This is a genomic window from Bradyrhizobium sp. CCGB01 (assembly GCF_024199795.1).
Lineage (GTDB): Bacteria > Pseudomonadota > Alphaproteobacteria > Rhizobiales > Xanthobacteraceae > Bradyrhizobium.
Genome location: NZ_JANADK010000001.1, coordinates 7938606 through 7964349, shown reverse-complemented (window position 1 = coordinate 7964349; position 25744 = coordinate 7938606). Strand labels below are relative to the sequence as shown.

The window sequence follows — 25744 nt, the reverse complement described above, 5'->3', positions numbered from 1 at the left end:
CCTTGAGCTGCAGGGATCTCCAGACTTTCAATGAGCCAGCTTAAAGATGCTGACGTTAAGGGCATCGAGATGGAAGATGGGCGTCGCCGCCATGTAAAGTTTTGCGCGGGCGCCTGCGCCGTCCAGGCCCTCGCGCGCGGCGGCGTCGGTCCTGGCGATGATCACGAGATCGCGCCGCGCTTTCGCTACGGCTGCGACCTTCGCCGCCATGTCATGCGCATCGGTGACTTCTTATCGTTCAACTGGTCTTCGAGGTGAGGCGCGCCCGCACCGGCGTCCTCGAAAACGCGAGACGCATGCATCACGCTCAACGCCTCACCACAGCCCGTGTCGCCAGTCCCGCCGCGCGGACCATCTGGCGGACGTAGAAGGCGACCTCATCCACAGTGATGATGCCGACGTTGGACAGGCCCATCGACGCCGTCATCGCGGCAGCAGGAAGCGCTGTGAAATATGCGCTGTGAGGATCGAGTGTCATCCGCGATCGCGGATCATTGAAGACGTCTCCCATCCTTCGCGATCAACAACGTCGTCGAGCGCAACAACAATCGCAATCGTCTCTGGATGTGCGCGCTTTTGCCAAACTTGCTGCAATCGACGCGTGGCCAACATGGGCTTCGTTGACAAGCTATCGACGTCGATCCCAATGTCTCATCATTGTAGTGGCCGGTTGTCGTTATCTTTCAAAAGGCAGGACGCGGCTGATCGCGGAGATAGCGAATGACAAAACAGAATCCAGGATTCGCTCGCCGTTCCTTTGTTCTCGGCGGCGCAATAATTGGAGCAGCTACCGCGGCAGCAGGTGCAATACGCGACGGCGAACTGGGTGCGCCCCCGCGCTCTTATCGTGGATCAATGCCGGTTCAGGATGGAGCCGCCGATTCACCACCAGATGCGCAAGGCACGGACTTCAAATTCTTCACGGCTGAGGAGCGGGCGTTCATCGAAGCGGCCGTCGACCAACTGATTCCGGCTGATGCCGTCGGGCCAGGAGCAGTCGAAGCAAATGTACCGTTCTTCCTGGACCGCCAATTGGCCGGCCTGTTTGGGCGCGGCGACCACTACTATCTCGGCGGCCCCTGGAAGGAGGGCGCGCCGGAGCAGGGCTATCAGATGCGCTTCTCCCCGGCACAACTGTATCGAGCCGCGATCAAGGCGATCGACAGCTATACGTCGGCACAATTCAACGGAGCCTCCTTCGCTCGACTCGGCGCGAGTGACAAGGACAAGGTCCTAAAGGGACTCGAAGCCGGGAGCATCAAGCTCGACGGCGGTGTGAACGCGAGAATGTTTTTCGCGATGCTGCTCCAAAATACCAAGGAAGGCTATTTTTCCGATCCGATCTATGGCGGCAACAAGGATATGGCCGCCTGGAAGATGATCGGCTTTCCTGGTGCTCACTACGACTACAGCGAATGGGTGGAGCGGCATGGCGAGCGCGTGCCCTATCCGCCGGTGGGCTTCAAGGGTCGCCTCGGCTGGCGGGAGGCTTGAGCATGGCTACGACTCTGAAGCCGGTTGATGCGGTGATGGTTGGCTTTGGCTGGACCGGCGCCATCATGAGTCAACAACTTTGCGATGTGGGACTGAACGTTCTCGGGCTTGAGCGAGGCCCATGGCGAGATACCTCCACCGAATTTGCGACGGGTTTCGCGCAAGATGAGCTGCGTTACATGTGGCGCCACCACCTGTTTCAGAATGTATCGGATGACACCCTCACGATTCGAAACCATGTGAACCAGGAAGCGCTGCCGATGCGACACCTGGGTTCATTCCTGCTCGGGACTGGTGTCGGTTCAGGCGGCGTGCACTGGAACGGTCAGATCTGGCGCTTTCTTCCAAGCGATTTCCAGACGAAGAGCCACAACCAGGAGCGTTATGGCAAGAGCGCGGTCACCGATTACGACCTGACGGTGCAGGACTGGGGCGTCACTTATGATGAGCTGGAGCTCCACTATGACGCTTTCGACAAGCTTTGCGGCACCAGCGGCAAGGCGGGCAATCTTCGAGGACAAATTCAGCCGGGCGGCAACCCATTTGAAGGGTCTCGTTCGGACGAATATCCCACGCCGCCGATGAAGCAGACTTACGGCCCGACATTATTCGGGCAGGCTGCAGCATCGCTCGGCCGTCACCCGTTTCCGCATCCCGGAGGCAACCTCAGCCAATCCTACGTGAACCCCTTGGGTTGTCAGTTGGGTAAATGCACCTACTGCGGTTTTTGCGAGAAGTTTGGCTGTGGAAACTATTCGAAGGCGAGCCCCCAGACCACGGTGCTTCCTTATCTGATGCGGAAGTCAAACTTCGAGCTCCGCACGGAGTGCGAGGTACTCAGGATCGAGCTCACGCCCGACAAGAAGAGGGCTACCGGCGTCACGTATGTGAACAGCGCCGGGGAGGAGTTCTTCCAGCCGGCCGAGATGGTTTTTCTCGGAGCGTACATCTTGCACAATGTGCGGCTGTTGCTGCTGTCCGGCATCGGCCAGCCATACGATCCCAAGACAGGCGACGGTTTAGTAGGCAAGAACTACGCCTACCAAACGATGTCGTCGGTCAATGTGTTCTTCGACGACAAAATCATCAATCCGTTCATTGGTGCCGGCGCGCTGGCGACGGTGGTCGACGATTTCAACGGTGACAACTTTGATCACTCGGGCCTCGGGTTCATCGGTGGTGCGTACATCGCTGGCATGGTCACCGGCGGTCGTCCCATCGAGATGATGTACACTCCCAAGGGTACGCCGGCTTGGGGCCTGGAGTGGAAGCATTCGGCCGCGAAAAACTATCTGCGCTCATTCAATCTGAGCATCCATGGCTCGAGCATGAGCTCGCGTGGGAACTACCTGGATCTCGACCCGACCTACCGCGACGTATTCGGCCGGCCCATGCTGCGAATGACATTCGACTTCAACGAGAACGACCTGAAGATGTCGAATTACCTCACCGACAGGGCGGCAGAAATCGCGCGAGCGATGAATCCCCGCGAAATCAAGGAGAATCGCCGGAAGGGAGCCTGGAGCGTCGTCCCCTATCAGACAACCCACAACACGGGCGGCGCCATCATGGGCGATAATCCGCAGAACAGTGTCATCAATAAGTATCTGCAGTCGTGGGATGTACCAAACGTGTTCTCGATGGGGGCGGGCGCCTTCCCGCAAAACCCCGGTTACAACCCGACTGCCACCGTTGCGGCTCTTACCTACCACGCCGCGCAGGCTATCATTGAGCGTTATCTGAAGACGCCAGGTCCGCTGGTGCACGCATGAAGCGCTCGTTGTTCTTCAAGACCACGGTCTTGGGTTTAGGTGTCGCTGCGCTCGCTGCGATCAGCTGGGCCGAAGGTCAGACGCCAGCACTGCCGCGCAATCCCTCCTCAGTCATCACGGCCCTCTCCGTTCTTACGGTTCAGATCCCCGATGGCGCCGGTGCTGAGATTCTACGTCATGGGCAGGAGCTCATGCGCGCGGGCGATTGCGTCTCGTGTCACATGCGAAAGGGCGGCGAGCCGCTGTCTGGTGGACTCGGACTCAAAACGCCCTTCGGAGTCATCTATTCCTCCAACATTACACCAGATCCCGAAACCGGCATCGGGCGGTGGACGCCAGACCAGTTCTATCGCGCTATGCATGATGGTCATGGGGCGAATGGCGAGAACCTTTATCCGGCGTTTCCTTACCCGTGGTTTCGTACCATGAGCCGCGCGGACGACGATGCGCTGCTTGCCTATATCAAGACAACGCCGCCGGTCCACTACACGCCGCCAGCGAACCAGCTGATCTTTCCTCTCAATTTCCGTAGCCTCGTCGCGGGTTGGAATCTGCTGTTTCTCAAGACCCGGAGCTTTGCATCAGCCTCCGAGAAGTCGGAGGTCTGGAACAGGGGAGCCTATCTGGTCAATGGTCCCGGCCATTGTGGCGCCTGCCACACTCCAAAGAACGCGTTCGGGGCCGATCAGGCTGGTCATGAATTCCGCGGCGCCGTGATCGACAACTGGACGGCCCCGGACCTGACCGGTGACATTCGCACCGGGCTCGGCGCCTGGAGCGAGGGCGATATCTCCGAATATTTGAAGATTGGTCGCAATGCTCATGCAGGAGCGGGAGGCGCGATGGCAGACGTAGTCACGTATTCGACATCACTTCTGACTGATGCGGATCGTACCGCCATTGCAGTTTACCTCAAGAGTCTTCCCGCTGGTCCTTCTTCGCAATCCGCGGTCGCGATCGACGCAGCCTCGATCTCTCGCGGACATGAGATCTATTCGGATGCATGCGCCTCCTGCCATCTGGAGAATGGCAAGGGACAGCCAAGTTTGTTTCCACCTCTTGGCAATAATGCCATGGTCCAACAACTCGATGCCACGGGCCTCGAGCACCTGATCCTGGCAGGAACTAGCATCGCGGCCACGCCGAGCCGCCCGTCGCCGTTGAGCATGCCGGCATTCTCATGGAAGCTCACCGATCGAGAAATAGCGGATGTTGCGACCTATGTTCGGAACAGCTGGGGCAACCGAGCTCCGCCGCTCAACCCGGATGACGTTGCCGCTTTGCGCAAGCAGCTGGATCTTCAGAAGCCGCGACGAACCGACAATTCAGGCGACCAGGACTGACAAACCGACCGCATGCTGTGGCGGACCGCTGCTGAAATCAGCCGATATCCAATGGAGTAAACCATGATGCAGGACGAAACCCCCAGGTCGATTGGGCGTCGTAAGCTCTTGTCGGGACTCGGCATCGCCGCCGCCGGTGGGATCACTGCAAACCTCATGGGGAATACCAGCCACGCGAACGCCGCCGCCGCCAAGGAAACGTCCGACGCACCCTCGATCCTCGTGTTCGATGTCAATGAAACACTGCTCGATATAGAGTACATCAGTCCGGTGTTTGAGCGCGTGTTCAATGATCGAAAGATCATGCGAGAGTGGTTCAATCAACTGATCCTGTATTCCAACGCAGTAACGCTGTCCGGCCCCTACCTTACCTTCTTCGATCTCGGTCAAGGAATCTTGAAGATGCTTGGCACCATCTATGGCGCCAAGGTAACTGCATCGGACATCGATGATCTCCGCACGCGAATGCTGACGATGCCAGCTCATCCCGATGTTCTCGCGGGACTGAAGCAACTGAAGGAGGCGGGCTTCCGTCTGGTAAGCTTTACGAACTCCCCTCCAGATCCAAAGGCCAGTCCGCTCAAAAATGCAGGCATTGCCGAATGGTTTGAGAGATCCTTCAGTGTCGACCGGGTCCGTCGCTTCAAGCCGGCTGCCCAGGGCTATCATCTCGTGGCCGAAGAACTAAACGTTGCACCGTCCTCGCTCTGCATGGTCGCGGCTCATGTCTGGGACACAATCGGTGCACAGAGCGTCGGCTACTCAGGTGCTTTGATCACCCGTGCCGGGAACGCGCCGCTCCTCGTCGATAACCTCCCTCAGCCTCAGATCGTTGCACCGGATTTGCCTGGTGTTGCAACCGAGGCCATTCGGCGGTGGCGAAGCTAAGCACGAAGACGAGCGACACCGGGGATGCAGTCATCCCGCTGTGCGGGCGACCAGTGTTGTAGTGATCCTGCCGTTCCGCAAGCGGTTCGCCAACGTGATCGAGCACGACAACAACGTCTCGTTCAACGAGCCGTCGTGCAGTTTGGGTTTCTGCGGCGAGCCCGCTTGCCACTGTTGAAATACGTTCTCGCCAACTGCGGAGGCCTCCCAAGTTGAGCCCCGTTTGGAGTCTTACATGCACATCAATCGTTTAGCATCCACCATGATGCTCACGGCAACCGCGCTCACGTCAGTCTCGCTTCAACCAGCGCGCGCATCGAACGCGGGCGGTAACGATGCGGAGATATCGTCCTTGAAGCAACAATTGCTTTTGCTCGAACACAGGCTGGATATACTCCAGAAGGAGACGGCAGCGAGTGCGGCGGCCGCGGCGAATGCAAAGGCCGAAGCAAAGGCGGCAGCAAGAGCCGCGGTTACGATTCCAGCGAAAGCTCCGGTGCCGTATTCCAGCGCGCTCGTATCGATGCCGAATAACCGGCCGACCATCTGCAGCGCCGACGGCGAGAACTGCATCGGCATCACGGGCCGCCTGCATTGGGATGTCGGCGGTTACGATTACCGTCCAAACACGGCGGCGACCTCGCCGCAACGACTGAATTCTGGTGAGAACGTCCGCCGCGCGCGCATCGGCATCGCAGGCAAATTCCTCGGCGACTGGAATTTTGCCTTGGTCTATGATTTCGGCGGTTCGTCGGATGGCTTCGGCGGCGCGGCGCCGGGGTCTCTCCCGGGTGGGGGCGTTTCGGGACTTGAGAATGCCTACCTGAGCTACACGGGCCTCAAGCCGTTCGGCGGTAAGATGGCGATCGAAGGCGGCATCATGGACCTTCCATGGACGATCGACGAGGCCACGAGCTCCAACGAAACGACGTTCCTCGAACGCTCGTCAGCTCAGGTCATCGCGGTCAATGTCGCCGCCGGAGATTTCCGTTCGACGTTCGGTACGCGCTGGTGGAACGACTCGTTCTGGGTCGGCGGTTACGTCACCGGTCCGACCACGGGTTCAATACATTCCGCTTCCAGCGTGACGCCTGCGGGATCCACCGAACAGTATGGTGCGGTTGCCCGCGCTGCGGGCCAGCTCGCCAGCGGCAGCAATTACTCGTTGCACCTCGGTGCCAACGCCGAGTGGCTGATCCAGCCGCCGCGTAATCTTGTGACCAACGCGCAGACGGTTTCGTTCAGCGATCGTCCCGAGCTGCGGATCGATCCGACCGCGCTGATTTCGACCAGCGCAGTCGCCAACGCCTCGGGTGTACAGGTCTACGGTGCCGAAGCCGCGGCAAGCTATGGGTCGCTGTACGTCCAGGGTGAGTATTACTGGTACAATGTCGATCGCGATGCATCGACGGGACTGGCGCCGATCGGTGCACCGAGCCTTCATTTTCAGGGGGGCTATGCGCAAGCAAGCTATGTGCTGACCGGCGAGACCCGCACCTACAATGCGTCAACTGCCTCGTACAGCGGCGTTAAGCCGGCGGATCCATTCTCGCTGCGGGGCGGCGGCTGGGGCGCTTGGGAAGTCGCAGGCCGTGTCTCGACGATCAATCTCAATGACAGGCTGGCAACCGCAACTGGGGTCGCAGGCGGTCGGCAGACCGTCTACACAGCGGGCTTGAACTGGTACGTCAATGGCAATCTCCGCTTCATGCTGGACTATCTGCACGGCGACGTCGCCAAGCAACAGTCGCCGACTTCAACGGCAGACACCGGCGCGACATTTGATGCGGTAGCAATGCGGACCCAGTTCGCATTCTAAGGCAGGAGCGCATTGTCTCCTTTGGGATTGATCCGGGCAACTACCGATTAGGACGAATGAGTCCTAATCGCCAAGGGTGCCGACGATGCACCAGGTCTTACTGGCGCCTCTTAGCCGAGTGTCTTCATCCAGTCGACGACCGCTCGTCCGATCTCGTCCGGCGAATCTTCCTGGACGAAATGGATTCCCGCCACGCTCCTCTCGGTCAGAGCCGGCCACCCACGCACGAGGTTGACCAGCGTATGATTGTCAAGGATCGCACCGGGCTCAGCCTTCAGAAACAGCTTGGGCACGTTGCTCTTCCCCAGCCAGTTCGCATAGTCGGTCGCAATCGCAACCACATCGGCAGGCTCGCCCTCGATTGGTATTTGCCGGGGCCAGGTCAGCGTCGGCCGTCGCCCCTCGCCAGGTTCGGCGAACGGCCGTCGGTACTGTGCCATCTCCGCGGCGGAGAGCTTTCGCAGGATGGCGTTCGGCAGGATTTCTTCGATGAAATAGTTGTTCTGCAGCACCATCGTCTCGCCGGCCTCCGAGCGCAGCGCCTCCAAGGCGGGACGCATTCCCATCTTGTCCCAGTGGTCTTTACCTTGCGGCGCCACGATCGCCTCCATGAACGCGATTCCCTTTACGGCCTCGCGATGGCGATTGGCCCAGTCGAAGCCGAGAGCCGAGCCCCAGTCATGGATGACCAAGGTAACTCGCTCGCGTACATCCAAGGCCTCGAGCAGGGCATCGAGGTAGCGGCGGTGCTCGACGAAGCGATACGAGCTGGGACCACTGTCAGGCAACTTGTCTGAATCGCCCATGCCGATCAGGTCGGGGGCGATGCAGCGTCCGAGTGGCTGCAGATGTGGCAATACGTTGCGCCACAGGTACGAGGAGGTGGGATTACCATGCAGCAGCACAATGGGGTTGCCTTCTCCCACCTCCACGTAGGCCATCTCTCTGCCCAGAACTTGCCGTCGCTTTTTTTGGTACGGAAACTCCGCGGAGATCATACCGTGTTCCTTTTCTCATTAATGTCCGACGTCGCCCGATGCGTATAGTTTCAGCCCACCATCACGACGGTGTGGATCATGATTTGCGAGTGCTTCTTAGTTCGTAGCGGACAACATGCTACCTTCTCGGGCCAATGTCGGCTTCCCGCGCGCCGCGATGACTCGCTGAACATCCTGCTTCAGCAGATAGACAGAGACGGTCAGTAAGACGAGATCCTTCAAGAGGAAAGCGGCGACCATTCCCATGGCTGGGAACCCTCCGGCGCCGGGATCCCAGGCGTCAGGAGCAAACGGCAAGATCGTAACGGTTGCAATGAAGGTGCAGCAGGAACCGAGAGCGCCAAGTACACCCAGTTTCTTGTTCCAATATCCCAGGAGCAGTAGCGAACCAAAGGTCCATTCTGAAGCTCCCAGAAGAACGCTCGTGCCGCCGATGCCCAGGACCGGAATCGTCCAGAAGATAAACGGGCCGTGGGTGATCAATGGAAGCAGCCCTTTGATCTCGGATTCGAACCATTTGTCGTACCCGAACCACGCGAAGATGATCACCATCGAGGCACGGAGCAGGTGATAATCGAGATCGCGCCGCAGCAGGCCCGAACGGCCGAGCGTATCGATGATGAAGTTCATGGTGTCCTCCTATTGAAAAAGACAGGAGCGTCGCCATGACGACGGCTCCGCCGGTGGGATAACTCGAGAGAGATGGGCTTGCCCACGAATTGCAGCGGCAGTCTCTGAATCAGTGACCTGCGATCTGGCCACCATCAACGTGAATGGTTTCGCCGGTTACGAAGCTGGCGTCTTCCAGGTAGAGGATCGCCTGCGCAATATCCTCGGGTTCACCCATCCGCTTGAGGGGATGCAGCGATGCCACAGCTTCGTGCGTCTCGGGAGCGTGAAGAGGTGTCTTGATCATGCCGGGAGCCACCGCATTAACGCGAATGCCGCGGGAGGCGTATTCGATTGCGAGACCACGCGTCGCGGCGGCGAGGCCGCCCTTGGTTATCGACGCCAGAACCGCGGGGACGCTCGAGTTGGCGTATTCGACCAGGGTGGTCGTTATCTGGACGACGTGACCCCCTCCTTGCTCCAGCATCGTCTTGATGGCACGCTGCGTAATGAAGAAGAAGCCGTTCAGGTTGGATGCGAGAACGTCTTTGTAATTCTGTTCGGTATATTTCTCGAATGGCCCGGGGATGAAGATACCGGCATTGTTGATCAACGTGTCAACACGTCCGAATCGCTCCAAAGCAGACTCGATGACGCGCCTTCCAGTTTCCGGATCGGCGATGTCGCCACGGATTGCCAGAAAGTCAGGATCGGATGATGGTGCGATCGATCGAGATGTCGCGACAACGCGATAGTTGCGGCGGCGATATGCTTTGACGATTGCTTCGCCGAGGCCCCGCGAAGCCCCCGTAACGACAACAACCTTCTGGTCCGTGTTCATGGTACGCCTCGCCTGGTTGTGCTGTATCTCAGCTACAAAGATAGATTTAGACGGCGTGCCCGACGGCGAGAACATGTCGGTTCCGAGTGGCGATTCCTCGGAAAGTGAGAAGCCCGCGGTCAGATCCAGCTCGCCGAGAGTTTCGTCGAATGCACTGCTTGTCGTACGATGCCCACTGACAGGACTGACCACAACCTAGCGGTTATGCTGCCGTATCGCATACCGAAGTATGGGTTTTCGACTGTTGGCCAGTGCAGGACATCCGTAGCGCGAGGTCTTCTTGCGCCGCGCTATGACTTGCCGCTCGCTGCCAGACGTCTGCGGGCCGGATCAGCGGCCATTCCTCGATTGCGTTTTCGCTTGTGCGGGGAAAGTGCCAGCGAGCGGGAGCGCTCGCTGGTGAGGCTCGTAGTCAACGTCATTGTCGCGCCAGGCGAGCCAGGTCCTGCCTCAACAGATAGAAAGAGACAGCGAGCAGAACGACGTCCTTCATCAGGAAGGGCACGTTACCCGTCATCGCCGGGAAACCTCCCGCAGCGACATCCCAGCCCTCCGGCATGAAGGGAATGATGGTGACGGTCGCGATGAAGGTGCCGGTCGAGCCGAGGGCGCCAAGCACGCCGAGCCGGTGGCTCCAGAAGCCTGCGAGCAGCAGCGCGCCGAACGTCCACTCCGAGAGCCCGAGGAAATAGCTGGCGCCGGCATGGCCGAACACGGGATAGAGCCACCAGATCAGCGGGCCGTTACTGATGAATGGATCCAGTCGTTCGAATTCGTATGGAAACCACTTCTGGTAACCGAAGAAGAAAAACATGATCATCATCGCCGCGCGAACGACTTGATAGTCGAGATCTTCTGCGAGCAGGCCGGATTGGCGCAAGGCGCGGACAAGAGAACTTTGAGCGGAATTGGTGTTTGCAAGTGTAGTCATGATCGTGATCCTGATTTGCGATGGTCGACGACATGCGGTCGGATTACGCGGCCGTCGGGAAGTCGATCTCGGTGTCGTTGATGCGGTTGAAGATGTTGGTGAACGCCGTGGTGGCAAAGGCAAGGCTGATGTCGACGAGTTGCGCATCGCTGTAGCCGGCGGCCTTGATCGCGGCGAAATCCTTGTCGCTGACCGTGCCACTTGTGCGCGCGAGCTTGTCGACGAAAGCCACGAGTGCATCACGCTGGGCGTCGCCAGTGGGCAAGCCATCGCGGATTTGCTTCACCACCTCCGGCGGCAGGCCGACGAGCCTTCCGAGATGGCTGTGGGCGGCGACACAATAGTCACAGCCGGCGGCCTCGCTGATGACGAGCTTGACAATCTCCTTGTCGGACTTGGTCAGGCCGCCGGAGGCGAGCACGGTGTCGGCGGCAAGGATGGCCTTGAGAGCGGCCGGGCCATGGGCGGCGATGGCCGCGAATGTGTTCGGCACGCTGCCGATGGCCTTCTTGATCTGGGCATAGACCTGGCCGGACGGGCCGGCGTCAACTTCGAGGTTGGGGACGGAAAGACGGGCCATGGTGGCACTCCTTGCTTGGGTTGGTGAACGATTGCGGAGTGACAATATGGTGCGGACCTGAGATATTGAATGCTTCAAAGGCGCGTTTATATGCTCATTCGTCTCATGTCGGGGCAGTGACCGAGGGATATGATGGATTGGCTGAGCCGACTGTTCGAGATGATGCCGGTGCGCGGTCGTCTGGACCTGCGCTGCTCCTATGGCGCGCCTTGGCGGATCGAGCAGGGACCAGGCGAGGCCAACGAAATCCCGTACCATGCGGTGCTGGTAGGCTCAGCGATGCTGGAGAATCCAGCGGGAGGCCGGCCGCTGCAGCTCAAGGCCGGCGACATTGCGCTGCTCCCGAGCAACCCCCGGCACGTCATGCACGACGGCAGCGGGGCTGCGCCGCTGAAGGCCCGCAACCGGGCGTCACTCAATTTTACGATCAGCGAAAATCCCGGCTCGGATCAGCGGCTCGATCTGTTGTGCGGACACTTCGCGATCGCCCCGCCGCACGACCGGCTGCTGCGCCATTATCTGCCGCCGATCCTCATCGTCAGCGCCGGCGCGCGAGCCGGACAGCCGGACACGGCGGAGCAACTTGCAGGCCTCGTTGCCCTGATGCGTGTCGAGACGACGGACGATCATCTTGGAGGCCGCGCGATGCTGAACGCACTATCGACGGCGATGTTTACGCTGGTGCTGCGCCTCGCCAGCGAGGCCGGGGACGCGCCGCGGGGGCTGCTTGCGCTCGCGGGTCACCCCCGACTGGCACCGGTGGTCGGAGCCATGTTCAACGAGCCGGCACGCCCGTGGACACTGCCCGAGTTCGCGCAACTCGCGAACATGTCGCGTGCGACACTCGCCCGTCAATTCCAGGAAAAGCTCGGTCGTTCGCCGAGTGACCTGCTGACGGACATCCGAATGACCCTCGCCGCGAACGAGCTGAGGAAATCCCCGATTTCGACCGGAGCGGTCGCGGAAGCGGTTGGATACTTGTCCGAGGCGGCGTTCCAGCGCGCGTTCAAGAGCCACATGGGCATCACGCCTGCGCAATGGCGGAAGGAGGCGCAGAACGCGGCGACGATTGACGACCTGGAACTGGCCGAGACCACCGAAGCGATACCTGGCGCGGACGACGTTTAGGCGGCCGAGTGCGAAGCGGCCGGATCACCTCAACATCCACGGCAGATGATCAGCTTGCGATTAAGGATCTGATCGAGCCGTTGCTGCTCATTCTCGGACGCCGACCGTGGGCTCGATGGAGGCACGTCGTCTCGGCGCGGCTGGTGGTGGCCGACCGGAGCGAGCCAGGGCAGGCGCGACGTCGGCTCCGCGGATGCGATATGCTCGGCCCCACGCGCCGGCAGATCGGGCAAGATTTCGAGGGACGTGCTTCGGGCGGATGCATTCGCGGACGACAGCAGGCCGACCAGGAGAAGGCCCGCAGCGGCGGAGCGGATCGAGCGTGTCCGGGGCGAAAAGCGGAACATGGTGGCACCTCATTGTCGGAGGCTCAGGGTGAGCAGCTCCTCTGGCGACCACAATTACTCAGGGGCTGCGGACCTCTGAATGCCGCGCGATCTCGAAAACATGCTCGTTCATCTCAACCGGCCCGCGGCCACGTGGTGTCAATTGCTTCGACCTGCGCCGTTGGCTGGTCCGGCCGGGAGCACAACTTCGAACTTCGCGCCACTGCTGCCGTCTGACGATGCGATAAGATGGCCGCCGTGCCGTTCGATAATCTGTCGGCAAATAGCCAGTCCCAATCCCATCCCGGCCGGTTTCGTGGTCACGAATGCATTGAAGATGCTGTCGAGCTGGGTCGGATCAATTCCGGGGCCGGTGTCCTCCATCACGATTTTGATTGCACTATCAACACGGCGCTCGGTCCTCACCCGCAGCGCCCGCCTTCGATGCGCGATGCATTGCATCGCCTCGATTGCATTGTGGACCAAATTGAACATGACCTGCTGCAATTGAGTTCGATTGCCGTCAAGGTCGGACAGCTCGTTCAGTTCGGACGAGACGGCGATCTCATTGTCCGACAATTCCCCTTCAACGGACTTCAGCACATCACGGATAATCTCGTTCACGTCGACTGCCTCTCGTCTCTGATCGACTCTTCCAAACAGAGCGCGAATGCCGTCAAACACTTTGCTGGTACGTTCACTTTCGCTGATCATTCTGCGCAGGGATTTACGGATTTTCTCATGATCGGGCGGCGTCTTTTCGAGGTAGTGCAACGCGGCGCCGCCGCTCGCAACAATCGCCGTCAAGGGTTGTCTCACTTCGTGGGCAATCGAAGCTGCTGTCGCCTGGATGTTCAATAGCTTGTTGTTTCGTTCGCGCTCCAACAGCGTGTAGGAACGCGCAAGCCGGGCATACAATTTTGTTATTTCCAGGAGTAGCAGCAGCAGAACGACGATCGAGGTGAAGAGCCAAAACACGCGTCCTGCGTAGAAGCCGACCGAGAAGCGAAGAACCGCAAGCGAAAAGCATGCTTCTTCCAGGATCAATGCGATCGAGATCAACGTCAGCCAGTAGTCGAGCACGGTTCGCCTTCGGGTCCACAGCGCCGCAAGAGAGATGACCGTAAGAGCGATGATAGATACGTTGATGATTGTCAGGTGAGCCGGAATGGCGTGCGTTCTATCGCTTACAATGGTGGGCAGGTACTCGTGGCCGGCGGTGGACAGAAGTGTAAGTCCGCCGACAGAGAACACCACAATTGCTATACTGCCGTAGATTCCAGATAGCGCCCAGGACGGCGGCAGAGGACTTTCGTCGTCTGTACCCCTTAGCAGCGCGTAGCACAGCAGCGTGGCTGGAAAGACGAAGTGCGCAGCGAAGAAGAGCCATGGGGATGTTTGCGGGCCCGCGCCGATCAGGCCGGTCACCGTAAATGCGCCGGGAAACGTGAGAGCGTGTGGAATAATGATCAATGCGGTAAACAGATAGCCGGTTGCCAGCACCAGGAATCTTCGCGAGGGAACGATCGAGCATTGGGCGTATAACAGAACCGACGTAATGAGATCGTTGATCGACATCACGGCAGCGACCGATGGCTCTATCGCGTTGAACTCCGGGAGTTGCGTGTGCTGGAACGGCAGAAGTGCGATGAAGGCGAGACACAGGACCACCACGACAATCAGCACAAACCGGAGGTGTCGCGGTCCCGCTGGTTGGATTGCCAGGGAAATCACGGTGTCATCGAAGCTTTGTGGCGCGGCCACGCCCGGTCTCCACACGTTGTTGGCCAGCTCGATCCGCTGGCGGGCGAACTCCGCATGAAGCGGGTGTCGCGGCCCTCCTGTCCTGGCGCCATCGCGCAACATGAGCCGTTGACGCTGTCGCATCCGTCAAGCGGTGCGGTAGCCTCGTTCCTGGAGTATCCAGCGGTTTCCGTCCGGATCCGAAAAGTCGGCAAAGCTGGCGTAGTTCCCGCGCGCGGGATCTAGGCCGGAGGCGAAGCCGCCGTCCCACGCTGCAATTGGCGTCTTGTGCCTGATATCACTGACTTGCACACCGCGTCCCAATAGGTCGCGGCGCGCAGTCTCCAAATCAGTGACCACAAGATACGCGTTGCGGAGTGATCCGACGGGCGCGTCGGTGATCCCTTTGCCGATCTGAATCGAGCAACTGGAACCTGAAGGAGTGAGCTGTACAACCCGGAATGCGTCGTTCGGCGAATAGTCGACGTCGAGCACGAAGCCAACCCTGTCGACATAGAAACGCAGTGCCCGCTCGACGTCTTCTACGGGAACGGTAATCACCTCGACCGAGAACTTCATGTTGGCCCCGCTGAATTCATTCTTGCGATCTACAAATCAATGATGACGTCTTGAACCGGCTGCGAGCAGCAGATCAGGAGATTGCCCTCGGCCGGCTTATCCAGCGGCGGCGGGTCATAGGCCACTGCGCCTGACACCAGGCCGCTTTCACAGTTGTGACAGACGCCGGTCCGACACGACCAGCGGACCGGAACGTCACACGCCTCGGCCAGCTCCAAAATGCTCGTGTAAGCCGACGGTTTCCAATGGGCGGCGATGCCGCTTCGCGCGAAGGATACCAGCGGGCCGCTGTCGGTGGCATCCTTGGGCGGGTGCGGAGCTCGCATGGCCGCGCCGACGATGCCGGGAATCAATGACTCGCCGCCATTGAAGAGTTCCAAGTGAATGCGCTCCGACGTCGTTCCGAATGCTGCGAGCGCCTGTTTCATGTCCGCCATGAAGCGAGCCGGTCCGCAGAGGTAGACGTCCGCCTCGCGCGGGATACCGATGTCCTCGAAGAGCGGTCGTGATAGGTGGCCAGGAGCATCAAAATCCTTGCCGAGCTTGTCGCGCGAATCCGGTCTGCTGTAGCAGACAAAGCTGCGGCCTCGGGGGAGGGCAAGCATGAGGCGGCGTACTTCGTCGGCGAATGGATGATGCTGCCCGTCGCGTGCGGCATGCAGCCAGAAGATTTGTCGTGTCGAGCGGGTCGCTGCCAAGGCGTGCAACATGGCCAGAACGGGCGTTGCTCCGATCCCTGCGCTGAGCAACACCACCGGTCGTTCTCTGGATTGCAGGGTAAAGCCTCCGCGTGGAGAACTCACATCGAGGACATCGCCTGCCCGAACGTGATCCCTCAGGTAGCTCCCGGCCGCTCCGCCCGGCTCGATCTTCACGCTGATCCGATAGTTCTCCGTCGATTGAGGACCCGAGAGCGAGTAGCTGCGAATGAGCGGCGAGCCGTCGGTTCTCGGAAGGCGCAGGACCAGGTACTGGCCGGGTAGAGGCAGTGGCAGCGGCTCATGATCCGGATGCTGCAAGGAAAGAGAAACGACATCCACGGCCTCCCGATCGATCGACGCAACAACGAGCGCGCGAAATCCCGGGGCGGCCGGATGTGCAGCGGCTGCCGGGGCGAGGCCTGCATTGCCGCTCCCTCCCGCATCACTGGTCCGGCTCTGAAGTAACGCCTCAAACGACGAGCGCCATCCCGGCGAAAGTGCTCCGATTCGCAAGGCTCGTTCCAACCGATCGCGCGGGTGATCGGGCGAATAGAGCAGAGCGTTGATCTCGGCGATCGTCATTCGCTCGGTGGCCTCGCCCACCTTCACGATTTCGTCCCCGGCGCCGACCTCGCCTTCGCTCAGGACGCGGAAGTAGAACCCTGGCCGTCCGCTGGACGTCAGCAATGCTGGCATCTTCGGCTCGTTGGTCCGGATGCCGACGCGATAGCAGGTCACCCGCGGCTGGGTGACCTCGAACACGGCACTACCGATTTGATAACGATCGCCTATGCAAACAGTATCGTCGGGCAGTCCTTCGACCGTAAAATTCTCGCCGAACTGTCCGTGGACGAAGTCAGTGCGGTTCAGTTGCTTCTGCCAATAGTGATACGAATCGATCTGGTAGACGAAGACTGCTCGCTGCTCACCACCGTGGCCGTTCAGATCGCCCTGGCCATCTCCGTCCAGGTTCAACCGGCCAACTCGACATCGGCCATGCACGGGAGCCTTCCAGATCCCGGTGCGGACCGTGCGATCCTTCCAGGTGATGTTACGCGGAAGTCCCACATTCACTGACAGAAGTCGCGCCATGTGCTGCTCCGTTTCGACGGGCTTAAGCCCTTTCCAGCTGGTCGCAGCATCTGTTTACCGGCCACTAGGCGCCGGCTCTTTGACTATTTCGGCGACGTCGAGATTGCGATCTGGGCCGTGCGGAACGACCGACTGGCCCGGCTCGAGATGCATCTGCTTGCCATCGAGATGAACCGTCACGATGTCTGGTTCGAACGACACAAAATTGGAGATGCGGCGGACTTCGGGATAGGGGTCGGGATAGGACCATGCCGCCTGGCGTGTCTCTCCGATGGAATAATAGCTGCAGAGACCCTTGTACGGGCAGAAGGTCTGGAGTTTCACCGCGGTGAGGGCGGACTCATCGACGTCGGAACGTGGAACGTACCAGCGGGGGGCAAAACCGGATTCGTAGAGGACCAAGGGCCGCCTTGTATCGGCGATGACCCGGCCCTGATGGTTGACGACGAGATGACGGGAGGCCTGGCGAATGTCGATCCGGTGGTAGGGATCGGCTGCATGGCCCACGATGCGCTCATCTTCCTCGTAAAATGCATCCATGGCACGCCAGGCGAAGGCGACCAGACCCTGCAAGTCGCTCGCATGGGCGGGCAGTTCTGTGTGCTGCCACGCTCCTCGCGCCGCAACGTGTTGCTCGTCCGACCGGACGCTGTACCAGGACGTGGGCCCAAGATCCGCGTGTTGACTGGTATGCTCGGTGCGCTCCAAGATCTGCGGGGAAACGTCGGTTTCCGGGAAATAGGCCACAGGATAGCGGCCGGGCTCAAAGAGCAAGAGGATTTGCTCGCTGTCGGCGATCCAGCGTCCTCCAAAGCGAACGCGCATGCGCCGGCGTAACGGCTCGACATACAACAGTCGCTTGGGCAGCGGCTCGGAGACGAGGAAACGGCCGATTGCTCCCGTTGAAAGCGGGCCTTGTTGCCAAGATAATCCCACAGTTCCCTCCTTGCGGTGCAGCAGCTGGTAAACCTGTTCCCACTTGTGCGGCTGCCGCGGTGATCCAAACGAGTATATTTCGGCCGCCGTCTGGCTTTGGTTACAGGCGATCGCGCAATTTTTGCCACGACGTTGGCCTGAATCAATGCCCGACAGGATACGAGTAGACCCCGGCCGTCTCGCGACCGTGGGTACGACGGAGGCGGGCTACGCGAGCCGCGACGATCGCTAAGGCCCCACTCGCGGCAGACTCACAGCGAACGTCGCGCCGTAGGAAGGATTGGATCTGGCGTCGATGGAGCCGCCGTGAGCAATAACGACTCGCCGACACAATGCGAGACCCAGACCCATGCCGCCCTTCTTCGTCGTGTACAGGGGATCGAACAGATGCGCCGCCGGGCCCTCGGGAAGGCCGACGCCGTTGTCCTCGAATTCGGCAACCACGATCTCTGAACTCGTAAACGTTCGAATGTTCAATGTCCTCTGACGGTCTGGTACTCCAAGCAAGCTATCGATCGCGTTTTGGATGAGGTTCAGCATCACCCGGAGCATCAGATCCTTGTTGATCTTTGCGATTGGCGAGTTCCGATCCAAACATACCTGCATTCTAACGTCAGCCTGGTTGATTGGCGGTTTCGATATCTGAAGCGCTTCGTCGACAACGGAGTTCAACGGCCGTTCCGCAAAATCGATCAAGATGTTCGACGACAACGACTGCAGGTCCACGATGGTCCGCCCGGACCTGCTCGCTACGGCGCGGATGCGCCTTATGGACCTCGTGGCGGCGGCGACGTCGGGCGTGTCGCGGTCGAGCCAGCGCAAGGCGGCGTCGGCACTCGAAATAATCGCGCCGAGCGGCTGATTCACCTCGTGCATGATTGTCCCAGCGAGTTCACCGAGCCGCGTCAATCGCAGCCTGCGATCACTTTCCTGCTCGGTTCCACGAAGGAGATCGACTGCTGTCCTCAGTTCGAAGAGATCCATCACGACGCTCCGCAAGTTCAGCATCGAGCTGACCCTTCAGCACCGTCGCCTCCTTGTCGCGATGCAGCATGGGGTCGATGCTGGTGAACCGTTCCATTCCGGCCGCTACCTTATCAAGGGCCGCGTTATAGTTCTTGAATAGACCTGACGTTCGTTTTGGACGAATCTGACCGGGTACGACGACGACCAATCCGGTTCCATACGTCATCTCGAGAGCGGTGGCTGACGAAACGGACGTCAAGTTTTTTGAGAGATGAATCAATCCAGCAAATACGAGCTAAGCGATGAAAGATCACAGCAGGATGGCGAGAGAGAAGCCGTCGGACTTCTTGTCCGATCCCAAAGACGGCATATGCCTCGTTCGAGAGATCGCCGGCGCAAAATTCGCCAGGGCTGGCCTCAACGCTGTTCATACCCTGAGACGCCGACAAGGCGCGGAAATGACTTCAATGCATCTCCGCGAAAACATGTACATGGTGACCGTATATCTCACGGACCATCCCGAGGCACAGGACGTCTGGAAGGATGGTCATCACGCCATGCGGCCAGCGATGAAAGCAGGAGCTATCTCCCTTTTCGACATGCGCTATCATTGGGAGGGCGATAACATGGCGCCGTTCGAAGCGCTCAATTTCTTCGTTCCAGATCTTGCCTTTGACGAGACCGCACGCGAACTTGGCTCTGCCTTCTCCGGTTTTGACTACGACGTCGAACGCGAGTACAGGGACGAGGTCGCGACATCGCTTGCCCGCGCTGTAATACCGGCATTGAGCCGGCCGGCAGAGATTCCCATGCTATTCGTCGACCACGTGTTCTCTGCACTGCGTATGCGCTTGCTTGTTGCCCATTGCGGATTGCGCCTTCCTGAAGTCATGGTGGGGTCGAAACTTTCCGACCAGGAGGTGACCCGCATCAAGGAGCTTCTTCTCGATGATGCAAGTGCAGATCGCTCGGTCGCAGAGTTGGCCGGCGCATGCGGGCTTTCTACAGGGCAGTTCTCGCGTGCCTTTAGGCGGACACTGGGAACGTCGCCGCACCAATGGCTCCTTGAGCAGAAGATAGCGCGTGTCAAGTGCCTGCTACGCGGGAAGGGATCGATCAGCGAGATCGCACTCGAGTGTGGTTTTGCGGATCAAAGTCATCTGAACCGTGTGTTCTTGCGTAAGGTCGGGATAACACCCGGCGAGTGGAGGCGTGCAAAGTATTTCGACGCCTAGTTTTGATGAGGGATCGCCGCATCGACTGCGCCCCGATCGCGTTCGTCCTCGAAGTCGTGCCGAATGAGGTCGCCACTGCGTCGCGCGTCTCAACCGGCGCTAAGTCCGTCATCGATTGGTACGGTGAACTGGAAAACCGCTCCGCGTGGTTCGTTTGCAGTCGCCCACAGCCTGCCGCCATGAGCAATGATGATCGAGCGGCATATCGATAGTCCAACGCCCAGGCCGCCGGGCTTGGTCGTGTAGAAGGGCTCGAAAAGCCGCTCGAGGCTCTCCGAAGACAATCCCGGACCCGAATCCGCGATCGATACGAGTATACTCTCAGCTTCTGCTCTCGCGGTCTGGATCAGCAACTCCCGCTTGTCTTCCGTTGCTCCACTCATCGCCTCGATGGCGTTCAGGATCAGGTTGAGCGTGACCTGTTGCAGCTCGACGCGATCGCCAATGACCTTGGGCAAGCGATCGGCGAATGCAGTCCGGATGAAGACATCGTGCCGAGTCGCTTCAACTTGAGTGAGTTCGATGACGTGGCCGATCACATTGTTGATCGCCAGGGAATCTCGCTTGGGCGGTGCCTTCTTTATGAGATCGCGGATTCGCCCAATGACCTCGCTGGAACGGATGCCGTTCTCGATGGTACGTGTCAGCGCCTTGCGTGTCTGTTCCAGCGCCGGCGGACGGTGATCGAGCCAGCTCAATGCCGCTTGCGCGCTGGCGATAACAGCGGTGTTCGGCTGATTGACCTCGTGGGCAATCGACGCAGTAAGCTGTCCCATCACCGCGACACGGTTCGCGTGGGCCAGCTCCATCTGAGCCTCGCGGTATCGCCGCTCGCTCTCACGTGCCTCTGTCTCGGCTTGCTTGCGTTGGCTGAGATCAAGCACAAAAGCGACACCCTGCTCGTGTTCGTCGTCAAACAACGCCCCGCCGGTCAGCACCGGCACCCGGCTGCCGTCCTTGCGGAAGAACTCCTTCTCGAACGGCTGAGCAACCCTCGTCGCCTTCAACTCGACCCTGGCGCGAGAGGTGCGCTCCTGCCATTCCGGCGGCGTCAAGTCGGCCCAGCGCAACCGGCCTGCCTTGAGATCCTCGCGGTCATATCCCATGGTCTTCAGAAAGGATTCATTGGCGTCGAGGATGTCGGGAGTGTGGTCGAAGATGAAGATCCCGATGATGTTGGACTCGACCAGTCGACGAATCCTCGACTCGCGCTCCTGGAGCTCCCGATACAGACGAGCATTGTCGAGTGACGTCGCTGCCTCCGACGCGAGAAATTTGAGGATGGCGATCCGGGCGGGGGTAAACACCCGCGACGCGAGATTATTCTCGAGATACAGAAATGCCACGGCCTTCCCTTGCTTGATAAGCGGGACACACAGGGCCGACCGGACACGTTTTTGGTCGATGTATTCGTCGCCGCCGAACGCGACGTTCGTCGAGGCATCATCGAGAACGACGCTTTCTTGCGTCCGAACCGTGTAATGTACGATCGACACCGGTACCTCGGCGGCGGAGATCGGGGAATCGGCTAAATTGAACGCAACCGAGCCACCGCCGATCACCGCTTCCGCCCGAATTCGCAGCTCGGAGCCCCTCAGTAAAATCAGCACGCCGCGTTCTGCACCTGCGTGTTCGAGAGCCGAGCGCAGTAAGGTTTCCGTGAGCTTCTCCAGTACGATCTCGCCCGAAACAGTCTCCGATACCTTGAGAACCGTCGCGAGGTCCAACTGATCTACGGGGGCTCCGATCGTACCCGCCGCGTTGGGCGTAGACCCTCTCCCCCGGAGGCCTGGATGGAGTTGCTCGAGCTGGCTCACCTTCGCCTCGGCGCCCCAGCGCGCGTAGCAATCCCGCGCTTTCGTCAAGTAAGATAGAACCACCGTTCGAATGCCACGCGCCTCGTAAAACCTTGCTGCTCGCTCCGCAGCAATTGCCTCGATCTGTACGAATCCGGCTTCCTGCGCCAGGTGGATCGCCTCTTCGTATAACTGTTCCGCCTCGAGTTCGCGACCTTCGACGCGTGCAAGCTCGGCTGCGATGAGCTTGTGCCGAGCGGCGAAGTTTGCGGGGCAGCGGGTCGCCCAGGCCATGAGCTTCCGGTGGTGTTCGCGGAGGTCGCCGAGGCGTTGATCACGATGCTCAGGTGGCGATACGTGACAGGCTGCAGCATGGGCGAGCGCCGTGTAGAACCGGTACTCGGTGAAATCCGAATAGGCCCGGACGCACCATGAGAGCTGCTCCGCGTGTTCAGCGAGGAGAATTGCGACATCGTCGCGTCCGGCAATTACCTCAAGCTGAATCTGCGCCGCGTAGCGGAAGAAGGCGCTTAGTGGTTCGGTCGCGTCGGAGGGATGGGGCGCTCCCGCAATCTCGAAGCCGTCCACTCCATCGCGTGCCATCAGACTCAGCGCCAGACTTCGTTGGGTGGCCAAGCCCTCCGTAGCCAACCGGACGCCCAAACCCTCGGCGAATGCCAGAGCCCGCTCGGCGTTTGAGCAGACTTCCATGAGCGGATCGCCGCAGAAGAGATCCACTGATAAGAGCCCGCGGTGCGAATACGCTGCGAAAGCCAGATCTCCGGTCGTCAGGCAAATTGCAAGAGCGCGCTGTATGAATGACCGTCCCGATCGGATCGGACGTATCCACGGAGTCACATGGAGGCCGAATACCAAAAGTGCACGGCCGCTCAATCCTATCTGCGGCTGCTTTTCGGCAAGGGCTGTGCCGAGTTGCGACAGTCGGAATCCAAGCTCGGCATCGGACGAATTGCTCGCGAGCACACCGAATATGGCGGTCAGAGGGTAGCACGATTCAGGACTGACCCCGTGCTCGAGCGTCAGTCGGGTAGCTTCCACGAGCATGATGTCGGATAGGTTGCGATCGGTGAGAAACGCAGGCGTGACGAGGTCCGCCAGAACGCTCATCGTTGCGCGATGGTCCGGATCGATCATCGGCGGCAAGGCGTGAAGCTGGTCGTCGGATAGCTCTTCGACCAGACCTCGGAGGCGTTGTCGATCTTCATTCACCTCGCTGCGGCTGGGGTGGGGCGACCAGACAATCCCAGCCTTGCGCAAAAACGCGAGACAGACGTCCACCGCCTGTTCGAGCCGTCCCGCAGCGGTATATAACTGCGCCCGAAGCCTGGCGACATCAGCGCTTGCCCGAACATCCGAACAGCTCTGCGATAGGATCGTTAATTCTACCTCTGCCGTGTTCAAGTCACCGAGCAGAAATTTGCATTCGGCGTTGAGCAAGCCGATCGCAAAGGCGTCCTGGCTGCATCGCGGATGACCGTCCTCTCCGAGCAGTTCACGGGCGACCTCAAGGTAGGATATCGCTGCGCGGTAAGCCGTCGCATTTCTCGCCCGTCGGCCTGCAGCGAGATTGACGGCAATAACCCTTTCTCTTTCAGGTCCGCGCGTCAAAGCGGCTCGGCCACGGTTGAGTTGGTTGGCAACGATATAGACGCGTTCGCTTGCTTCGTCCGGAGTCAGCTGCGCCGCCAGCGTCATGCCGATCCGAAAGTGAAGGGCCGTCCGCTTATTCTGGTTCGGCTGAAGTGCGTAAGCGGCCTCTCGCACACGATCGTGCACGAATGTGTAGGAGCTCTTGAGGCGCCGGACCAGTTCGAGACGAGTGGCCTCGCGCAAATCCGTGTGGAGTCGCTGCTCGGATGTTCCGTGCACGAGGGAGAGTGTCGTTATCTCGGCTCCGTCGCCCAAGCAAGCCAGCTCCAGCAAGGCCTGACGTGTCTCGTCGCGCAGACCGCTCAACTTGCCGACCATGAGATCGGCGACGTTGTCGGCGTATCGTTTTCCTTTGGCGCGTTCGAGATCCCAGCGCCACTGTCCCTTGTCATGACCGAATGTCAGTATTTCTTCTTCGGCCAGTGTTCGAAGAAATTGCGTTAGAAAGAACGGATTTCCATCCGTCTTGTCATATATCAGCTGGGCTATCGGCCTGGCGTATGCCAGCTCGCAGTGAAGTGCGTCTGCCGTGAACTCCTCGACGGCGGCGCGAGTGAGCGGCGTTAGATTGATTTCCACCACCCTTACACGGGAGGCACGAAGGTCGACCAGCCTTTGTGCCAGCGAATGCTTGACGTCGACCTCATTGTGACGATAGGCGGCGATGAGAAGCAAATTGCGCAGATCGGATCGCCTCAAGAGATCGTGGACTAGATCCAGCGTGGCCACGTCGAGCCACTGCAGGTCGTCGAGGAAGAGCACAAGGGGATGGTCCGAGTTGGCGAAGACGCCAACGAAGCGCTGAACGACAAGCCGAAAACGTCGCTGGGCGTCTTGTGGGGAAGCGTCCGGAACGGGTGATTGATCCCCGATCACCAGCTGTAGTTCCGGTACGAGATCGACCATCAGTTGGCCGAGGTGGCCGAGCGCCCCGCGTAACTTCCTGCGCCAGGGCTCGAGATCGGCGTCGTTCTTGGCGAGGAGGCCTCGGATAAGGCCCTGAAGGGCATGCGCGAGCGTCGCATAGGGCATATCGCGCTTGTACTGGTCAAATTTGCCCGACGCGAAGAATCCTCCCGATGGGAGCAGGGCTTTGTGCATTTCGTCGACGAGCGCGGACTTACCTACGCCGGAGGAGCCAGACACGAGGATCAATTCGGGCGTACCGTTCCGGGCGATGCGATTGAATGAGACACGCAAGGCCTCGATCTCTCGCTCTCTCCCATATAGCCGCTCAGGAATAAGGAGTCGGTCCGGTCGATCCTCTTGGCCGAGCGGAAAGCCCTCAATCCGGCCGTGCGCTTCCCATTCGACAAGGCAATGGTCGAGATCGTTCTTGAGGCCGGCGGCGGTCTGGTAGCGGTCCTCGGCCGTTTTGGCGAGGAGCTTCACGATGATGGCCGAGACGGCGCCAGGCACGCCGTTCACTCGTTCGGCGGGAGGAATAACTTGTCTTGCGATGTGGCTGTGTACCCATTCCATTGGGTTGGCCGCGGTGAACGGCAGGGCTCCCGTGAGCATTCGGTAGAATGTCACGCCGAGTGCATACAAGTCGCCGCGGGAATCGACCGACCGGTTCATTCGGCCGGTCTGTTCGGGCGCCATGTAGGCGAGGGTGCCCGCGATCATTTCCGGTGGTTCGAGTTGCTGTCGCTCACGCGGCAGGCGAGACGCGAGGCCAAATCCCGTAATCCTGATCTCGCCCGCTGCATCGACCAAGATGTTCGCCGGCTTCAGATCCTTGTGGATCAGGCCACTCTGATGCAGCTGCGCGATCGCGCCAGCCATGGCGGAAGCCATTCGCAAAAGGCGATCCAGCCTCATCGGCGTGCCAAGTAGACGCTCGAGCGGCTGGTTGCCGGGGTCTTCCAATATCAGCATTGTTCGACCGTCTTCGCGGACTAGCTCCAGCGGCATCGCGGCCCAAGCTCGATTCAATTCATCGCGCAAGGCGTATTCGTGTGCGAGCTGGTCGAGGACCATCGATAGCGGATGTTCCGCGACGGGCCTTACGGTCAAGACACTAGTGACGTTGCCATTTGCGTCATGACGCCATTCGCGGCAAAAGACGCGCTCGCCGTCGTCCCATAATATTTCGCGATCGGTATCCCGGTTCGAGGGGGGATGCGAGGATATCTTCATCTGCCGGACTCCGGAACCAGCCGGCCGCTCGCCGGAGAAGGCGCACCGAGTGTCAATCACCCCTCATCAACGTACTCTCGGGAGGAGTCCCCTACAACAGGCCTCATCAGAATGATCCCATGAGCGCCACGTCAATCGACTGACTCGACCGAAA

Annotated in this window: 18 protein-coding genes and 1 pseudogene; 7 read left to right on the top strand and 12 right to left on the bottom strand. The window is 59.9% G+C overall.

Annotated features, from left to right (window positions below; translation table 11 throughout):
- Positions 1-84: 84 nt before the first annotated feature.
- Positions 85-442: pseudogene (locus NLM25_RS37485) on the bottom strand (isocitrate lyase/phosphoenolpyruvate mutase family protein); the annotation flags it as partial.
- Positions 443-720: 278 nt separating this feature from the next.
- On the opposite strand from NLM25_RS37485, the gene NLM25_RS37480 reads away from it, so the two are divergent.
- The 5 genes from NLM25_RS37480 (at position 721) to NLM25_RS37460 (ending at position 7316) form a co-directional block, all read left to right on the top strand.
- Positions 721-1494 (top strand): gluconate 2-dehydrogenase subunit 3 family protein, encoded by a 774-nt coding sequence (locus NLM25_RS37480; protein WP_254140242.1) that lies wholly within the window; start codon positions 721-723, stop codon positions 1492-1494.
- Between the two features lie 2 nt (positions 1495-1496).
- A complete protein-coding gene (locus NLM25_RS37475) occupies positions 1497-3266 on the top strand; it encodes a GMC family oxidoreductase (protein WP_254140241.1) in 1770 nt (589 codons plus the stop codon).
- The gene (locus NLM25_RS37470) at positions 3263-4609 is read left to right on the top strand and encodes a cytochrome c (RefSeq protein ID WP_254140240.1); all 1347 of its coding nucleotides are present in this window, start codon (positions 3263-3265) and stop codon (positions 4607-4609) included. Before NLM25_RS37475 ends, NLM25_RS37470 begins: the two co-directional genes overlap by 4 nt.
- 63 nt (positions 4610-4672) lie before the next feature.
- Positions 4673-5497 (top strand): haloacid dehalogenase type II, encoded by an 825-nt coding sequence (locus NLM25_RS37465; protein ID WP_254140239.1) that lies wholly within the window; start codon positions 4673-4675, stop codon positions 5495-5497.
- Between the two features lie 235 nt (positions 5498-5732).
- A complete protein-coding gene (locus NLM25_RS37460; RefSeq protein WP_254140238.1) occupies positions 5733-7316 on the top strand; it encodes an OprO/OprP family phosphate-selective porin in 1584 nt (527 codons plus the stop codon).
- A 110-nt stretch (positions 7317-7426) separates the two neighbouring features.
- On the opposite strand, the gene NLM25_RS37455 is transcribed toward NLM25_RS37460, so the two are convergent.
- The 5 genes from NLM25_RS37455 to NLM25_RS37435 form a co-directional block, all read right to left on the bottom strand.
- Complete coding sequence (locus tag NLM25_RS37455; protein WP_254140237.1) at positions 7427-8314, bottom strand: haloalkane dehalogenase; 888 nt, start codon at positions 8312-8314, stop codon at positions 7427-7429.
- A gap of 96 nt (positions 8315-8410) precedes the next feature.
- On the bottom strand, positions 8411-8944 hold the full coding sequence (locus NLM25_RS37450; protein WP_254122960.1) for a YkgB family protein: 534 nt from the start codon (positions 8942-8944) through the stop codon (positions 8411-8413).
- A 109-nt stretch (positions 8945-9053) separates the two neighbouring features.
- A complete protein-coding gene (locus NLM25_RS37445) occupies positions 9054-9764 on the bottom strand; it encodes an SDR family NAD(P)-dependent oxidoreductase (RefSeq protein WP_254140236.1) in 711 nt (236 codons plus the stop codon).
- 418 nt (positions 9765-10182) lie between these two features.
- Positions 10183-10695, bottom strand: a complete 513-nt coding sequence (locus tag NLM25_RS37440; RefSeq protein WP_254140235.1) for a YkgB family protein — start codon at positions 10693-10695, stop codon at positions 10183-10185.
- Between the two features lie 43 nt (positions 10696-10738).
- Positions 10739-11275 carry a carboxymuconolactone decarboxylase family protein gene (locus tag NLM25_RS37435; protein ID WP_254122955.1) on the bottom strand — a complete coding sequence of 179 codons (537 nt, stop codon included), beginning with the start codon at positions 11273-11275 and terminating at the stop codon, positions 10739-10741.
- 132 nt (positions 11276-11407) lie between these two features.
- Here NLM25_RS37435 and NLM25_RS37430 point away from each other — a divergent pair, with 132 nt between their 5' ends.
- Positions 11408-12403: a cupin domain-containing protein gene (locus tag NLM25_RS37430; RefSeq protein ID WP_254141327.1), complete on the top strand. Its 996-nt coding sequence runs from the start codon at positions 11408-11410 to the stop codon at positions 12401-12403.
- Positions 12404-12888: 485 nt separating this feature from the next.
- On the opposite strand, the gene NLM25_RS37425 is transcribed toward NLM25_RS37430, so the two are convergent.
- The 5 genes from NLM25_RS37425 to NLM25_RS37405 all read right to left on the bottom strand — a co-directional run bounded on the left by NLM25_RS37425 (position 12889) and on the right by NLM25_RS37405 (position 18764).
- A complete protein-coding gene (locus NLM25_RS37425) occupies positions 12889-14595 on the bottom strand; it encodes an ATP-binding protein (RefSeq protein ID WP_254140234.1) in 1707 nt (568 codons plus the stop codon).
- A 24-nt stretch (positions 14596-14619) separates the two neighbouring features.
- Positions 14620-15051 (bottom strand): VOC family protein, encoded by a 432-nt coding sequence (locus NLM25_RS37420; protein ID WP_254140233.1) that lies wholly within the window; start codon positions 15049-15051, stop codon positions 14620-14622.
- 29 nt (positions 15052-15080) lie between these two features.
- Entirely contained in the window at positions 15081-16844 is a 1764-nt protein-coding gene (locus tag NLM25_RS37415) for an MOSC and FAD-binding oxidoreductase domain-containing protein (protein WP_254140232.1), read from the bottom strand.
- Between the two features lie 54 nt (positions 16845-16898).
- Entirely contained in the window at positions 16899-17780 is an 882-nt protein-coding gene (locus NLM25_RS37410) for a DUF427 domain-containing protein (protein ID WP_254140231.1), read from the bottom strand.
- 228 nt (positions 17781-18008) lie between these two features.
- On the bottom strand, positions 18009-18764 hold the full coding sequence (locus tag NLM25_RS37405) for a sensor histidine kinase (protein ID WP_254122943.1): 756 nt from the start codon (positions 18762-18764) through the stop codon (positions 18009-18011).
- Between the two features lie 284 nt (positions 18765-19048).
- Between NLM25_RS37405 and NLM25_RS44070 the strand changes: the two genes are divergently transcribed.
- Entirely contained in the window at positions 19049-19981 is a 933-nt protein-coding gene (locus tag NLM25_RS44070; protein WP_305887585.1) for a helix-turn-helix domain-containing protein, read from the top strand.
- 89 nt (positions 19982-20070) lie between these two features.
- Here NLM25_RS44070 and NLM25_RS37395 read toward each other — a convergent pair whose 3' ends face one another.
- Positions 20071-25590, bottom strand: coding sequence for an AAA family ATPase (locus NLM25_RS37395; protein WP_254140230.1), 5520 nt, complete (start codon positions 25588-25590; stop codon positions 20071-20073).
- Positions 25591-25744 lie beyond the last annotated feature (154 nt).